Origin of the sequence: Piscicoccus intestinalis NBRC 104926 (genome assembly GCF_001515525.1) — a bacterium.
GTDB lineage: Bacteria > Actinomycetota > Actinomycetes > Actinomycetales > Dermatophilaceae > Kineosphaera > Kineosphaera intestinalis.
On sequence record NZ_BCNQ01000055.1, the window covers coordinates 16,381 to 30,350 of the forward strand.

Consider the following 13,970-nt stretch of genomic DNA (forward strand, 5'->3'; position numbering starts at 1 on the left):
GGCTGCCATGCACTGGTTGGAGGCGGTCACGCGGCTTCGCGGGCAGCGGCAGCCCGGGGTGCTCGTCACGCTGACGAGCGTCGCCGGGCACGCCCCGCGCGAGGCGGGCGCCAAGATGGTGGTGGGCCGGTCGGCCTCCTGGGGCAGCATCGGCGGGGGCAACCTCGAGGAGACCGCGCGGCGGCGGGCGCGGGACGTGCTCGCCGCGCTGGACGCCGGGGCGCGCCCGGGTCCGCAGGCCCTGACGCTCGGCCTCACCGACCACGGCACCAACCTGCACGGACGCCAGTGCTGCGGCGGCCGCGTCGAGGTGCTGTTGGAGCCGATTCCGGTCGTGCCTGCGGTGGCCGTCGTCGGGCTCGGTCACGTGGGGCTCGAACTCGCGCGCATCCTGGCCCGCCACGACGTCGAACTGCACCTCGTCGACTCGCGCGCCGCCGCGCTGGAGCCGGGCCGCCTCGCGGTGCTCGACGACGCGGTCGCCCGGGTGCACCGCCACCACGCGCCGGTGCCGGAACTGGCGCTCGGGCAGGTGCCTACCGGCACGCACGTGCTGATCATGACCCACGACCACGCCGAGGACCTCGCGCTGTGCGACACCGCGCTGCGCAGCGCCCACCTCGGCCCGGTCGGGCTCATCGGGTCGGCGGCCAAGTGGTCGCGGTTCCGGCGCGCGCTCGTCGCGGAAGGCCATGCCCCGGAGGCGATCTCGGCGATTCGCTGCCCGATCGGACTGGTGCAGGTGCCGGGCAAGGAGCCCGCGGCGATCGCCGTGGCCGTGGCCGCGCAGTTGCTCGCGGCCTTCGACGGCGCGAGCCCGGCTCCGGCATCGAGTTCGGCACCGAGTTCGGTGTCGAGTTCGGCCCACGGGTCGTGGGGCGCCTTCGACGACGGGCGAGGGTCGTGACGATCTATCGCGGCACGTTCGTCGACACTCCGGCCGACCCCTTCGCCGGTGGCGAACTGCGCAGCGAGGCGGACGGTGCCGTCGTGGTCACCGACGGCGTGATCGTCGCCCGGGGACCGTGGGAGAGCGTGCGATCGGCGCATCCGGAGGAGTCGGTGGTCGACCTGCGCGAGGGTCTGGTGCTGCCCGGCTTCGTCGACACCCACGTGCACTTCCCCCAGGTGCGGGTCATCGGCGGGCTCGGACTGCCGCTGCTGGACTGGCTCGACCGCTACGCCCTGCCCGAGGAGGCGCGCCTGGCCGACACCGGCAAGGCCGATGAGGTCGCCCGCGAATTCCTCACGGGGTTGGTGGCATCCGGCACGACGAGCGCGCTGGTGTTCGGTGCGCACTTCGCCGACGCGGTCGACGTGTTGTGTCGCCGGGCAGCCGACAGCGGGCTGCGGATCAGCACCGGCCTCGTCGTCTCCGACCGCGGGTTACGGCCCGAGCTGCTGACGACACCGGAGCGCGGGTACGCCGAGTCGATGGCCCTGGCGGGTCGCTGGCACGGCGTCGGCCGGCTTCGGTACGCGGTGACCCCGCGGTTCGCGCTCTCGGCCACGGGCGCGCTGATGGACTCCTGCGCGCAGGTGCTGCGGGAGGTCCCGGGAGCGCTGTTCACCTCGCACGTCAACGAGAACCCCGCCGAGATCGAGCAGGTCGCCCGGCTCACCGGGGCCGCGAGCTACACCGACGCCTACGACCGGCACGGGCTGATCGGCCCGGCGAGCGTGCTCGCGCACAACGTGCACCCCACCGATGCCGAACTGGCAGTGCTCGCCGCCCGCGGCGCCTGCGTCGCGCACTGCCCGACGAGCAACGCGGCCCTGGGCAGCGGCCTGTTCCCGATGCGCCGCCACGTCGAGGCGGACGTGCGGATCTCGCTGGGATGCGACGTCGGAGCCGGCACCGGCTTCAGCCTCGTCAAGGAGGGCCTGCAGGCCTACTTCGGCCAGCGCCTGCAACCGGACGGGCTGCTGTTGACGCCGGCGCACCTGCTGTACCTGGCGACGTCCGCCGGCGCGCACGCCCTCGGGCTCCAGGCGCAGGTCGGCGACCTGTCGGTCGGCAAGCGCTTCGACGCCGTGTGGCTGCGCCCCCTGCCCGGCGACCCCCTTGCCGTCGGCCTGAGCCACGCCGCCGACCCCGGCGAGGCCCTCGCGAAGGTCTTCACCCTCGGCACCCCCGCCGACATCGCCGCCGTCTGGGTCGACGGCGACCTCGTCCGCAGCACCGACCTCCCCTGAACTCTCCTGAGCCCTCCTGAGCCCTCCTGAGCCCTCCTGAGCCCTCCTGAGCCCTCCTGAGCCCTCCTGAGCCCTCCTGAGCCCTGCCGACCGTCCCCCCAACGTCCCTGAAAACTGCGTGTCGTGGTGAGAACTGCAGTCCGTGCCGCAGTCCTGACCGCGACACGCAGTTTTCACGGTCGTTGCGGACGTTGCTCAGGCCGTTGCGGACGTTGCTCAGGTCGTTGCGGACGTTGCTCAGGCCGTTGCCAGCGTTGCTCAGGCCGTTCCGCGCGAGTGTCGGCCGGCCTCTGGAGGCGCGCCACCTGCGAAGATCCACCTTTCGGACGATGACTGCGAGCCCGGTCGTGAGTCAGGCTGGCAGGGTCGCACCCGCGCGGGTGCTGGTCGAGCGGCGGTCTGTGAGCGATGTCCCGGCCTCCAGCCCGCTCGGCCGCCAAGGGGGTTCGACCTGGCCACCGCCGGTGCGGCGGCGGCGCCGTCGCGGTGCCGCGCTCCCGGGTCCTCAGGGGGGATCCGGTGCGGAGGGCCTGTTCGCCTCGAGCGGGCCCTCCGCCACCCAACACCTCGGTGCGTCATCATTGGGTCGAACCGTGCCCGATCGAAGAGAAGGTGACGCCATGCGCATCGTGCGCTTCACGACCGGTGACGAACCCTCGTACGGGGTGATCCAGGGGGAGCCCGGATCGGAGTGGATCGCGCAGGTCTCCGGCGACCCGCTGTACACGCCGGTCGCCGGCACCGGCAAGCGCGTCGAACTCGACGAGGTGCGCCTGCTGGCTCCGGTCATCCCGCGCAGCAAGATCATCGGCATCGGCCGCAACTACGCCGCCCACGCCGCCGAACTCGGCAACGAGGTGCCCGAGCGGCCGCTGATGTTCCTCGTGCCGAACACGGCGGTCGTCGGGCCCGACGACCCGGTGATCATCCCGCCGATGACCCAGGAGGTCTCCTACGAGGGCGAACTCGCCGTCATCATCGGTCGCATGTGCAAGGACGTGCCGAAGGACAAGGTCGACGAGGTGATCTTCGGCTACACGTGCGCCAACGACGTCACCGCCCGTGACCTGCAGAAGGCCGACAAGCAGTGGGCGCGCGCCAAGGGGTTCGACACGTTCTGCCCGCTCGGCCCGTGGATCGAGACCGACCTCGACTACACCGACACGCGGATCGTCACGCGCCTCGACGGCCAGGTCGTGCAGGACGGTTCGACGAACCTCATGATCCACCCGATCCCCGAGCTCATCGCCTACGCCTCCGCGGCGTTCACGCTGCTGCCCGGCGACGTCATCCTCACCGGCACCCCCGCCGGAGTCGGGCCGGTCGACCACGGCCAGCGCGTCGAGGTGGAGATCGAGGGCATCGGCACCCTCGCCAACCCCTTCCTGCGCCGGGAGGCGTGAGCCGGGCGCCGACCCTGGCGCTGCAGGGAACAGCCGACGAGACCCCCGTCGCTCTGCCGAACGGGCGCTCTACCGCTCGTTCGGCAGAGCGGGCCCGGGCGCCGATCGGTGAGCGCGGCACACGGAACGCCGTAGGCTGGGCGCATCATGAGCACGCCCAGCCAGACCAGCAAGAACGCGACCTACGACCTCGACGCGGCGCCGCGCCTGCGGGTCGCCCCGTCTCCGACCGGCGACCCGCACGTCGGCACCGCCTACATGTCGCTGTTCAACCTCGGGTTCGCCCGGCACACCGGCGGACGGTTCGTGCTGCGCATCGAGGACACCGACCGCGCCCGCTACCGGGCCGATTCCGAGGCCCAGCTCGGCGACACCCTGCGCTGGCTCGGCATCACGTGGGACGAGGGCCCCGACGTCGGCGGGCCGTACGCGCCGTACCGGCAGTCCGAGCGACTCGACACCTACCGGCCGGTCGTGGAGCGCCTGCTGGAGCAGGGCGACGCCTACTACTGCTGGTGCACGCCCGAGCGGCTCGCGCAGGTGCGTGAGGAGCAGGCCAAGGCCAAGAGCAGCGTCGTCGGCTACGACCGCTTCTGCCTCGGCAAGACCCGCGAGGAGCGGGAGGCCGAGCCGGGCTTCTCCGGCACGCCCGTCGTGCGCCTCAAGGTGCCCGACGACGTCGAGTTGACCTTCCCCGACCTCATCCGCGGACCCGTCTCCGCGCCGCCGCCGGACGACCAGGTGATCCTCAAGGCCGACGGATTTCCCACGTACCACCTGGCGGTCGTCGTCGACGACCACGAGATGGGCATCACCCACGTCGTGCGCGGCGAGGAGTGGATCAGCTCCACCCCCAAGCACCGGCTGCTCTACCGGCTGCTCGGCTGGCCGGAGCCGGCGTGGGTGCACATGCCGCTGCTGCGCAACACCGATCACTCCAAGATCAGCAAGCGCAAGAACCCGGCGGCGCGGCTGACGTGGTTCCGCGAGGAGGGCTACCTGCCCGAGGCGCTCGTGAACTTCCTGTGCCTGCTGGGGTATCCGCCGATCATCGAGCCCGACGGCACCGAGCGCGAGGTCTTCTCGTTCGAAGAGTTCGTGCAGGGCTTCGACTTCGCCAAGGTCAACCCGGCCGGGCCGATCGTCAACCTCGCCAAGCTCGACCACCTCAACGGCGTGCACATCCGCGCCCTGGAGGTGCGCGACCTGGCGAGCCGGCTGCTGCCGTTCCTCGAGCGCGACGGGGTGCTCTCGGGCAACCCCTCGCTGGGCGAGCTGGCCCGGCTCACACGGGTCGCCGAGCTCATCCAGCCGCGCCTGGTCAAGCTCGCCGACGCGACGCCGCTCGTCGCGCCGTTCTACGCACCCGACGACGCCGTGCCGATCGCCGACGACGCGCGGGCCGGACTCAAGGGTGACGTCGCGGGCATCCTCGACGCGGCGGTGGCTGCCCTGGAGGCGATCCCGCTCGACGACGGTGACCTGCTGGCCTCGACGACGCCGTGGAACCACGAGGCGATCGAGGCGGCGCTGCGCGCGGCGCTGCTCGACGAGATGGGTCTGAAGCCGCGGGTGGCGTTCGCGCCCCTGCGTACCGCGATCTCGGGGCAGCGGGTGTCGCCGCCGCTGTTCGAGTCCATGGACGTCATCGGCCGGCACGGCACGCTGACCCGCCTGAAGTCCCTGCGCGCCTCGCTGTGAGCGCACCGGAGCCCGAGGGTCGGCTGCCGGTCTTCGCCGGGTTCGGCGGCGACGACGAGCCGGTCTTCGTCGAGGGTGCTCGCCTCGCCGTTCCGGTGGTGCGGGATCGGCTGCTCGCGGCGAGCCCCACGGTGCCCGACCGGCCGCTCGTGGTCGCGGTCGACGGGCGCAGTGCGTCGGGCAAGACGACGCTGGCCGCGCGGCTCGCGCAGGCGCCCGGCTGGTGCGTCGTCGCGACCGACGACGCGGCCTGGTGGCACTCGTTCTTCGACTGGGACGCGATGCTGCGCGACGAGGTGCTCGCGCCCGCCCGGGCCGGCCGAGCCGTCTCCTTCACCCCGCCGGCGTGGCGGGAACGCGGCCGCGAGGGCGCGATCGAGGTGCCGGCGGGCACCAGAGTGCTGCTCGTCGAAGGAGTCGGTTCGTCGCGCCGGAGCCTGACCGACCACCTCGACGCCGCGGTCTGGGTGCACACGCCGCTGGCCGAGGTCGAACGGCGCGAGGCGGAGCGGATCCGCACCGGGCACGTCGACGCCGGGCTGCAGCACGACTGGATGACCGCCGAACTCGCCTTCCTCGCCGACGACCGCCCCTGGGAGCGAGCCGATCTGGTCGTCTCGGGCACCGACTTGGACACCGAGGCCGTGGTGCTGTTGCAGGAGGCGGACCGATGAGCACCGATCCCTGGGCGGAGCCGATCCGCGGCCTCGTGCTCGACGTCGACGACACGCTGCTCGACACCCGCGCGGCGATGTCGGCGGCGGGTCTGGCCGCGGCCGCCGCAGCCTGGCCGCAGCATTCGCCGCAGACGCACGCGGACCTGTCGCGCGGCTTCTACGACGATCCGGGTGGCCACTTCGACGCCTACACGCGTGGGGAGCTGACCTTCGAGCAGCAGCGCCGGGCCCGCTACGAGGCGGCGATCGGCGCGCTCGGCCTCGTCGCCGCCGACGAGTTCGACACCTACGAGGCCGCCTATCGCAGGGAATTCGCCGGCGTGCAGGTGCTCTTCGACGACGTCGAGGCGCTGCTCGGCGCGGCCGCCGACCGCGGAGTCGGGGTGTGTCTGCTGACGAACTCCGGCGACGACCAGACCCGCCTCAAGCTCGAAGCGGTCGGCTGGACGCGCCGATTCCCGGCCGTCACGACCGACACCCTGGGCGTTGGCAAGCCCGACCCGCGGATGTACGCTGCGGCCTGCGAGCTCACCGGCTCCGAGCCGCACACAACAGTGTGCGTCGGCGACACCCTCGACACCGACGTCATCGGCGCCCGAGCCGCCGGCCTGCGCGCCGCCTGGCTGCAGCGCGCCGACCGCCCGGCCCCGCGCAACAGCGGCTGGGGTACCCCGATCGACGACCCCGGCGTGCGGATCGTCGGAGGCTTGGCGCAGGTCGCCGACTGGCTCTGATCAGCGGCATTCGGCTTCGCGTGCGCTCACAGCCCTCGCGTCACGGCATGGATGCAGCCATCGCCGCGCACCTGGTCCAGGGATACGACTTGGAATCGCTGGTCGAAGCGGCGCCATCCGAACCGACAGTCGATCCAGGTAGCGTGCAACGAATGAGCGACCTGACTCTCGTGCCCGTGTCTCCTGGCAGCCGACTCGTGTTCGTCGAGCAGATCCAGGAGGCTTTTCAGGTCGGCTTCGAGGATCTCTACGGCCCGAGCCCGGAGACGATTCTTCCGACCGAGGACGTCGAGAAGTCCTTCGCGGCCCCGGGCGCCGAGGCGTATTTCGCGATGTCGGGCGAGACCGTGCTGGGCGGAGCGATCATTGTCGTGCAGCGCGAGGACGCTCGAGGTCATCTGGATCTGCTGTACGTCAGGGTGGGTTCGCAGGGACGCGGCACGGGTCAAGCGATCTGGCAGGCCGTGGAGCGGATGCACCCGGAAGTGTCGGTCTGGGAGACTCACACTCCCTACTTCGAGAAGCGCAACATCCACTTCTACGTGAACACTCTGGGCTTCCACATCGTCGAGTTCTACCACCAGGCACATCCGGATCCGCATCATGACGCAGAACGCGTCGGCGGCTTGTCCCGCGAGGTGGGCTCTGAGTTCGTTCGTTTCGAAAAGCGCATCCGGTAAACCCGCGCAACGCGTCATGGCGGAAAGTTCGGCCAAGGTGATGGCACTGATCGCGGCTGGGTCCGCAAGGCGCTGGATTGATCACACGGCGGGGCACGGGGATGTTGGTGTCGAGGAGCCCCTCGTCGGCTCAGGCGTAGGGATCGAGGTCGTCGTCGGCGAAGTCTTGGTCGCGTTCGAACCGGTCGAGGTCTATGTCCGGCACGGTGCGAGATGCGGCCGCGAACGCTGCGCGAGTGACGAACCGCGGCCCGCGAGGCAACGGGAACAACTCCGCGATCGGTTGCCCATCTCGCGTCACCGTGAACGCTTCGCCGCGTTCGACGGCGTCCATGATCTCTCTCGATCGCAGCCGCAGATCGCGGTCGTTGATGTACCGCTCTGCGGTCATGACGTCACGATAGAAGCAGTGTGCTGCCCCGTGCTACGAGCCCGCACCGACGCGAAGACCGTGAATCGGGAAGGGCCCGTCTCAGCCCTTGGCCTGGCGCTTCTGGATGTTGGCCCACTCGTCGCGCAGGCCGACGGTGCGGTGGAAGAGCATCGGCTCGCGCGGGTCGTGGGCGAAGTAGCCGAGGCGCTCGAACTGCACGACCTGGCCCGGCTCCGTCTCCGCGAGGGCGGGTTCGGCCTGCGCCTCGAGTATCTCGACGCTGTTCGGGTTGAGGTCGTCGAACGCATCGCCGGTGCGCTCGCCGGGCACCTGCGCGCTGAACAACCGGTCGTACAGCGCCACCCGCGCCGGCACCGCGTGCCGCGCCGACACCCAGTGCATCGTCGACTTCACCTTGCGCCCGTCGGGGGAGTTGCCGCCCTTGGAGGCGGGGTCGTACGTCGCGTGCACCTCGACGACCTCCCCGGCATCGTCGGTGACGACATCGGTCGCCGTGACGAAGTACGCCGAGCGCAGCCGCACCTCCTTGCCGGGGGAGAGGCGGAAGAACTTCGGCGGCGGGTCGAGCGCGAAGTCGTCGCGCTCGATCCACAGTTCGCCGGTGAACGGCACCAGACGCGTGCCGTCGTCGGGGTTCTCCGGGTTGTTGACCGTCTCGAACCACTCCACGACCGGCTCCCCGGCCTCGTCCTTGGGCCAATTGGTCAGCACAAGTTTCAGCGGCCGCAGCACCGCCATGCGTCGTTGTGATGACACATTGAGTTCGCGTCGCACGAACGACTCCAGCAGCTCGATGCTGTGCCGGGAGTTGGTGCGGGTCAGCCCGATGTAGCTGCAGAAGTCGCGAATCGCCTTGGGCGGGTAGCCGCGTCGCCGCAGACCTCGCAGCGTCGGCATGCGCGGATCGTCCCAACCGTCGACGACGCCGTCGGCGACGAGCTGCGCCAGGCGCCGCTTGGAGGTCACGGTGTGCGTCAGCTCCAGCCGCGCGAACTCGGTCTGACGCGGCTGATCACCGGGCAGCGGCAGGTGGTCCAGGTACCAGTCGTACAGCGGCCGGTGGCTGTCGAACTCCAGCGTGCACAGGCTGTGCGTCACGCCCTCGATCGCGTCGGACTGCCCGTGCGCCCAGTCGTACGTCGGGTAGATGACCCACTCGTCGCCGGTGCGGAAATGGTGTCCGCGCCGGATCCGGTACATCACCGGGTCGCGCATCTGCATGTTCTCGTGGTTCATGTCGATCTTCGCGCGCAGCACCATCGAGCCGTCCGCGAATTCGCCTGCGCGCATGCGGCGCAGCAGGTCGAGGTTCTCCTCGATGGGCCGATTCCGGTGCGGGCTCTCGACGCCCTCGCGGCCGTAGCCGCCGCGGCCGGCGGAGATCGCGTCCGGGTCCTGGTCGTCGACGTACGCCAGCCCCTCCTGCACGAGGTGCTCGGCCCAGACGTACAGCTGCTCGAAGTAGTCCGAAGCGTGCCGCGTCGGCTGCGGCGGCGTGTAGCCGAGCCACTCGATGTCGGCGGCGATGGCCTGTCCGAACTCGGACTCCTCGGTGTCGGGGTTCGTGTCGTCGAGGCGCAGGTTGCATACCCCGTCGAAGTCCGCCGCGATGCCGAAGTCGACGCAGATCGCCTTCGCGTGACCGATGTGCAGGTAGCCGTTGGGCTCCGGGGGGAACCGGGTCTGCACGCGCCCGCCGAACGTGCCCTGCTCGTTGTCGCGCCGGATGAGGTCACGGATGAAGTCGCCGGCGGGGCCGGTCGAGCTGGCGGAGGTGGGGTCGGTCATGGCCGAAACCATACCGCCCTGGCCACGGCCCCGATTTGGGCAGTTGCGGGCGCTCAGGCTAAGGTTTTCCTCGCGGATCACGGCCGTCGGCCGCGTCGCCGAGAGGCTCACGCGACAGGCCAGTGATACCCCATGGGGTATGGTGTAATTGGCAGCACGACTGATTCTGGTTCAGTTAGTCTAGGTTCGAGTCCTGGTACCCCAGCGTCGCCCACCCAGGTGCCCCGGTACCGCGTGAGCGATTAGGCGAACATCACCGCACCAGGTAGTGTTCTCCAGGCGCTCACCACAGTGAGCACCGCATGGCCCCGTTGTGTAGTGGCCTAGCACGCCGCCCTCTCAAGGCGGTAGCGCCGGTTCGAATCCGGTCGGGGCTACATCGAAAGGCCCCCTGCGCTCAGCAGGGGGCCTTTGTCGTGCTCACCGAGCCGACTCGAACCGCTCCCGCCACGACGCTGAGAGCTGCAACCACCCGGGAACATCGTCCCCAACACAACGTCCCTCAGCACAACCTCCCCGAGAACAACGTCCCTGAGAACTGCGAGTCGTGGTGAGAACTGCGGCACGGACAGCAGTTCTCACCACGACACGCAGTTCTCAGGGTGGTGGTGAGGGGGGTCGTGGGGAGGGGCGGTGGTGGTGAGGCGGTGGGGAGTGGGTCAGCGGGAGTCGGCGCCGGCGGCGGCCTGGGCCTGCTGCTGGGCGTGCGCCCGGGCGAGCACTTCGGTGAGTTTGTTGGCGCCCGCGACGACCGTCGCGGCGTGCAGCCGACCCGGCTGGCGCGAGACGCGCTCGATCGGTCCCGAGATCGACACGGCGGCGATGACCCGCCCGGCCGGGTTGCGCACCGGCGCGGAGACCGAGGCCACGCCCGGCTCCCGCTCGCCGACGCTTTGCGACCAGCCGCGTCGCCGCACCGCCGACAGCGTCGTCGCGGTGAACTCGGCGCCCTGCAGGCCGCGGTGCAGCCGATCGGGCTCCTCCCAGGCCAGCAGCACCTGCGCCGCCGACCCGGCCAGCATCGACAGCGTCGCGCCCACCGGGATCGAGTCGCGCAGCCCCATCGGCCGCTCGGCCGAGGCGACGCAGATGCGCATGTCGCCCTGGCGGCGGAACAGCTGGGCCGACTCGTTCGTGTGGTCGCGCAGCGCCCCGAGCACGGCCCCCGCAGCGGCCAGGAGGCGATCCTCGCCGGCGGCCGCCGCCAGCTCGGCCAACCGCGGCCCGAGGATGAAGCGCCCCTGCATGTCGCGCGACACGAGCCGGTGATGCTCGAGTGCCACCGCGAGCCGATGCGCCGTGGGACGGGCCAAACCGGTGCTCTGAACAAGCTGCGCGAGCGTGGACGGCCCTGCTTCTAGAGCGCTGAGCACGGTGGCGGCCTTGTCCAAGACCCCCACTCCGCTGGTGCTTTCCATGAGCGCATTCTGTCGTCTCATAGCCTGAGACGCAAGCTCGCCACATCCTGAAACTGGAGGAACCTGGCCCGAAGAATCGGGCTCCGCGGCCGCGCGCCGGCCCGCGGGTGGCGTTCGCGAGTGCGCGGCATCGCGCGGAGGAGGGACGAGGGCATGGGACGCACGCTGGCGGAGAAGGTGTGGGACGCGCACGTGGTGCGCTCCGCCGAGGGCGAGCCGGACCTGCTCTACATCGACCTGCACCTCGTGCACGAGGTGACGAGCCCGCAGGCCTTCGACGGCCTGCGCCTGGCCGGGCGCCCGCTGCGCCGCCCCGACCTCACCCTCGCCACCGAGGACCACAACGTGCCGACGACCCTCGGCCCGATCACCGACCCGACGAGCCGCACCCAGGTCGAGACGCTGCGCACCAACTGCGCCGAATTCGGCGTCAAGCTGCACTCGATGGGCGACGAACGCCAGGGCATCGTGCACATCATCGGCCCCCAGCTCGGCGTCACCCAGCCCGGCATGACGATCGTGTGTGGCGACAGCCACACCTCCACGCACGGCGCCTTCGGGGCGCTGGCCTTCGGCATCGGCACGAGCGAGGTCGAGCACGTCATGGCCACCCAGACCCTGCCGCTGCGCCCGTTCAAGACCATGGCCGTCACCGTCAACGGCACCCTCGCCGAGGGCGTGACCAGCAAGGACATCATCCTCGCCGTCATCGCCACCATCGGCACCGGAGGCGGTCAGGGCCACGTCATCGAGTACCGCGGCCCCGCCATCGAGGCCCTCTCGATGGAGGCGCGCATGACGATCTGCAACATGTCGATCGAGGCGGGCGCCCGCGCCGGAATGATCGCCCCCGACGACACGACGTTCGAGTACCTGCGCGGCCGCGAGTACGCGCCCGTCGGCGACGACTGGGACGCCGCCGTGGCCGCCTGGCGCGAGCTGCGCACCGACGACGACGCGACCTTCGACACCGAGGTCGTCATCGACGCCGACACCCTCACCCCGTTCGTCACGTGGGGTACCAACCCCGGGCAGGGCCTGCCGCTGGGCGAGTCCGTGCCCGACCCGGCCGCGCTGCCCGACTCCGAGCGCGAGAGCACGCAGCGCGCGCTCGACTACATGGGGCTGACCGCGGGCACGCCCCTGCGCGACATCGCCGTCGACGCCGTCTTCGTCGGCTCGTGCACGAACGGCCGGATCGAGGACCTGCGCACGGTCGCCGAGATCGTCCGCGGCAAGCACGTCGCCGACGGCGTGCGCATGCTCGTCGTGCCCGGCTCCATGGCCGTGCGCGAGCAGGCCGAGCGGGAGGGCCTCGACCAGGTCTTTCTCGCCGCCGGCGCCGAGTGGCGCCTGGCCGGCTGCTCGATGTGCCTGGGCATGAACCCCGACCAGCTCGCCCCCGGCGAGCGGTGCGCCTCGACGAGCAACCGCAACTTCGAGGGCCGGCAGGGCAAGGGGGGACGCACCCACCTCGTCAGCCCGCCGGTCGCCGCCGCGACGGCGATCCGCGGCCGCCTGTCCAGCCCCGCCGACCTGTGAGGTAGCCACGATGGAGCGATTCACCACCCACACCGGCGTCGGAGTGCCGCTGCGCCGCAGCAACGTCGACACCGACCAGATCATCCCGGCGGTCTACCTCAAGCGCGTCACCCGCAGCGGCTTCGAGGATGCGCTCTTCGCCGCCTGGCGTGGCGACCCGGGCTTCGTGCTCAACCAGCCCGCGTACGCACAGGGTTCTGTGCTGGTGGCCGGGCCGGACTTCGGCACCGGCTCCTCGCGCGAGCACGCCGTCTGGGCGCTGCAGAACTACGGCTTCACGGTCGTCATCTCGAGCCGGTTCGCCGACATCTTCCGCGGCAACTCCGGCAAGGCCGGGCTGCTCACCGCCCAGGTCGCCCAGGAGGACGTCGAGCTGCTGTGGAAGCTGCTCGAGGAGGAGCCGGGCACCCAGGTCACCGTCGACCTCCAGGAGCGCACGATCGCGTGCCGTGAGCACGTCGTGCCCTTCGACGTCGACGACTACATCCGCTGGCGCCTGCTCGAAGGCCTCGACGACATCTCCCTGACCCTGCGTCACGAGGCCGACATCGCGGTCTTCGAGGCAGGCCGCTCGCCGCTGCTGCCGGTCGTCGACACCGCCTCCTGACCCGGTCGCGACCCGCGGGCGGGCACTCGATCGTTTTTTCGCGGCCCCGGCCGAGACGTCACCTGCGCCTTTGCCGCCCTCGGCGGCCTCCTCGGGCTGCCTCGGGAAGCCCTGCGCACCGGTGAAATTGGCCCTTCCGGGCCCTTCGGCGTCGCCTCGACGCGAGCCTTGTCGACATCGAATTTCGGCCTCTGACCAGGCATTTCGTAGTCTCCGTGCGGTGCCCGCACCCGGGGGTGACCGCAGGGGTCCTGTGTATTCCTCTGGGCGTCATGGGTGTTCATGCCGATAGGGGGGTCGAAGCCCGGCCGGGCCGTGGCTTCACGTAGGCGCTCTACCAGCGGGTTTCCCGTCGAAACGGGTCCCCTCCGGCCCGCGGGTCGAGCACCTGTCGTCGAGGACCGCACCGGCACCGGTGCTCGTCGGCCCGCCCTGGCGGACCGACGTGTAGCGGGGCGCGGTCTGCCAACGCATCAGGCCGGCCATCCGGCTCTGGAGGGAGAGAGAAGAGTGAACAAGGCTGATCTGGTCGACGCACTCGAGGAGCGCCTGGGCGGCAAGAAGGCCGCGTCGGACGCACTGGAGGCGATCTTCGACGTCATCATTCGCGAGGTCGCTCGCGGCGGCAAGGTGGGGATCACCGGTTTCGGCACGTTCGAGCGTGTCGACCGGGCCGCGCGCACCGGACGGAACCCGCGCACCGGTGACTCGGTGCGCATCGAATCCACCGCGGTACCCAAGTTCCGCCCGGGCACCGCGTTCAAGATGTACGTCGCGGAGCCCGCGACGCTGCCCAAGGGCGTGCCGGCCGCGGCGCGCGCCGCCGCCGG

The 13,970-nt window shown here is 70.9% G+C and carries 13 protein-coding genes and 2 tRNA genes; 12 read left to right on the forward strand and 3 right to left on the reverse strand.

The genetic code is table 11. The annotated features are described in order from the left end of the window. Positions 1-7 precede the first annotated feature (7 nt). The 7 genes from xdhC (at position 8) to PINTE_RS10435 (ending at position 7,391) form a co-directional block, all read left to right on the forward strand. Positions 8-907: a xanthine dehydrogenase accessory protein XdhC gene (xdhC, locus tag PINTE_RS10405; RefSeq protein ID WP_084343458.1), complete on the forward strand. Its 900-nt coding sequence runs from the start codon at positions 8-10 to the stop codon at positions 905-907. Next, positions 904-2,196 carry a guanine deaminase gene (locus PINTE_RS10410; protein ID WP_068429819.1) on the forward strand — a complete coding sequence of 431 codons (1,293 nt, stop codon included), beginning with the start codon at positions 904-906 and terminating at the stop codon, positions 2,194-2,196. The genes xdhC and PINTE_RS10410 overlap by 4 nt, the downstream gene beginning before the upstream one ends. A 620-nt stretch (positions 2,197-2,816) precedes the next feature. After that, positions 2,817-3,599: a fumarylacetoacetate hydrolase family protein gene (locus PINTE_RS10415; protein WP_068429822.1), complete on the forward strand. Its 783-nt coding sequence runs from the start codon at positions 2,817-2,819 to the stop codon at positions 3,597-3,599. A 258-nt stretch (positions 3,600-3,857) separates the two neighbouring features. Continuing rightward, positions 3,858-5,300 (forward strand): glutamate--tRNA ligase, encoded by a 1,443-nt coding sequence (gene gltX, locus PINTE_RS10420; RefSeq protein ID WP_068429856.1) that lies wholly within the window; start codon positions 3,858-3,860, stop codon positions 5,298-5,300. Beyond that, positions 5,297-5,974: a uridine kinase family protein gene (locus PINTE_RS10425; RefSeq protein WP_084343460.1), complete on the forward strand. Its 678-nt coding sequence runs from the start codon at positions 5,297-5,299 to the stop codon at positions 5,972-5,974. Before gltX ends, PINTE_RS10425 begins: the two co-directional genes overlap by 4 nt. After that, the gene (locus PINTE_RS10430) at positions 5,971-6,711 is read left to right on the forward strand and encodes an HAD family hydrolase (protein WP_068429824.1); all 741 of its coding nucleotides are present in this window, start codon (positions 5,971-5,973) and stop codon (positions 6,709-6,711) included. Before PINTE_RS10425 ends, PINTE_RS10430 begins: the two co-directional genes overlap by 4 nt. 47 nt (positions 6,712-6,758) lie before the next feature. Then, a complete protein-coding gene (locus PINTE_RS10435) occupies positions 6,759-7,391 on the forward strand; it encodes a GNAT family N-acetyltransferase (RefSeq protein ID WP_217996563.1) in 633 nt (210 codons plus the stop codon). Positions 7,392-7,521: 130 nt separating this feature from the next. Here PINTE_RS10435 and PINTE_RS10440 read toward each other — a convergent pair whose 3' ends face one another. Together PINTE_RS10440 and PINTE_RS10445 are read right to left on the reverse strand one after the other, a co-directional pair. Further along, positions 7,522-7,782 (reverse strand): type II toxin-antitoxin system Phd/YefM family antitoxin, encoded by a 261-nt coding sequence (locus tag PINTE_RS10440; RefSeq protein ID WP_068429829.1) that lies wholly within the window; start codon positions 7,780-7,782, stop codon positions 7,522-7,524. An 81-nt stretch (positions 7,783-7,863) separates the two neighbouring features. Next, entirely contained in the window at positions 7,864-9,573 is a 1,710-nt protein-coding gene (locus PINTE_RS10445; protein ID WP_068429832.1) for a glutamine--tRNA ligase/YqeY domain fusion protein, read from the reverse strand. A gap of 133 nt (positions 9,574-9,706) precedes the next feature. Here PINTE_RS10445 and PINTE_RS10450 point away from each other — a divergent pair. Together PINTE_RS10450 and PINTE_RS10455 are read left to right on the forward strand one after the other, a co-directional pair. Next, positions 9,707-9,778 (forward strand) — tRNA-Gln (locus PINTE_RS10450). Between the two features lie 99 nt (positions 9,779-9,877). Next, positions 9,878-9,950: transfer RNA gene (locus tag PINTE_RS10455), tRNA-Glu, on the forward strand. Between the two features lie 282 nt (positions 9,951-10,232). Here PINTE_RS10455 and PINTE_RS10460 read toward each other — a convergent pair. Continuing rightward, a complete protein-coding gene (locus PINTE_RS10460; RefSeq protein ID WP_068429837.1) occupies positions 10,233-10,991 on the reverse strand; it encodes an IclR family transcriptional regulator in 759 nt (252 codons plus the stop codon). A 153-nt stretch (positions 10,992-11,144) separates the two neighbouring features. Here PINTE_RS10460 and leuC point away from each other — a divergent pair, with 153 nt between their 5' ends. From leuC to PINTE_RS10475, 3 genes are all read left to right on the forward strand, one after another. After that, positions 11,145-12,533, forward strand: a complete 1,389-nt coding sequence (gene leuC / locus PINTE_RS10465) for a 3-isopropylmalate dehydratase large subunit (protein ID WP_068429839.1) — start codon at positions 11,145-11,147, stop codon at positions 12,531-12,533. Between the two features lie 10 nt (positions 12,534-12,543). Then, a complete protein-coding gene (gene leuD, locus PINTE_RS10470) occupies positions 12,544-13,140 on the forward strand; it encodes a 3-isopropylmalate dehydratase small subunit (protein ID WP_068429841.1) in 597 nt (198 codons plus the stop codon). A 510-nt stretch (positions 13,141-13,650) separates the two neighbouring features. Next, positions 13,651-13,970: HU family DNA-binding protein (locus tag PINTE_RS10475; RefSeq protein ID WP_068429844.1), on the forward strand; the 320-nt coding region annotated here is incomplete at its 3' end.

Excerpts from the sequence above, each read along its gene's own strand:
- xdhC (WP_084343458.1), top strand. The coding sequence starts at position 8 with ATGCACTGGTTGGAGGCGGTCACGCGGCTTCGCGGGCAGCGGCAGCCC.
- PINTE_RS10415 (WP_068429822.1), top strand. The coding sequence starts at position 2,817 with ATGCGCATCGTGCGCTTCACGACCGGTGACGAACCCTCGTACGGGGTG.
- gltX (WP_068429856.1), top strand. The coding sequence starts at position 3,858 with ATGTCGCTGTTCAACCTCGGGTTCGCCCGGCACACCGGCGGACGGTTC.
- PINTE_RS10430 (WP_068429824.1), top strand. The coding sequence starts at position 5,971 with ATGAGCACCGATCCCTGGGCGGAGCCGATCCGCGGCCTCGTGCTCGAC.
- PINTE_RS10435 (WP_217996563.1), top strand. The coding sequence starts at position 6,759 with ATGGATGCAGCCATCGCCGCGCACCTGGTCCAGGGATACGACTTGGAA.
- PINTE_RS10440 (WP_068429829.1), bottom strand. The coding sequence starts at position 7,782 with ATGACCGCAGAGCGGTACATCAACGACCGCGATCTGCGGCTGCGATCG.
- PINTE_RS10445 (WP_068429832.1), bottom strand. The coding sequence starts at position 9,573 with ATGACCGACCCCACCTCCGCCAGCTCGACCGGCCCCGCCGGCGACTTC.
- PINTE_RS10460 (WP_068429837.1), bottom strand. The coding sequence starts at position 10,991 with ATGGAAAGCACCAGCGGAGTGGGGGTCTTGGACAAGGCCGCCACCGTG.
- leuC (WP_068429839.1), top strand. The coding sequence starts at position 11,145 with ATGGGACGCACGCTGGCGGAGAAGGTGTGGGACGCGCACGTGGTGCGC.
- leuD (WP_068429841.1), top strand. The coding sequence starts at position 12,544 with ATGGAGCGATTCACCACCCACACCGGCGTCGGAGTGCCGCTGCGCCGC.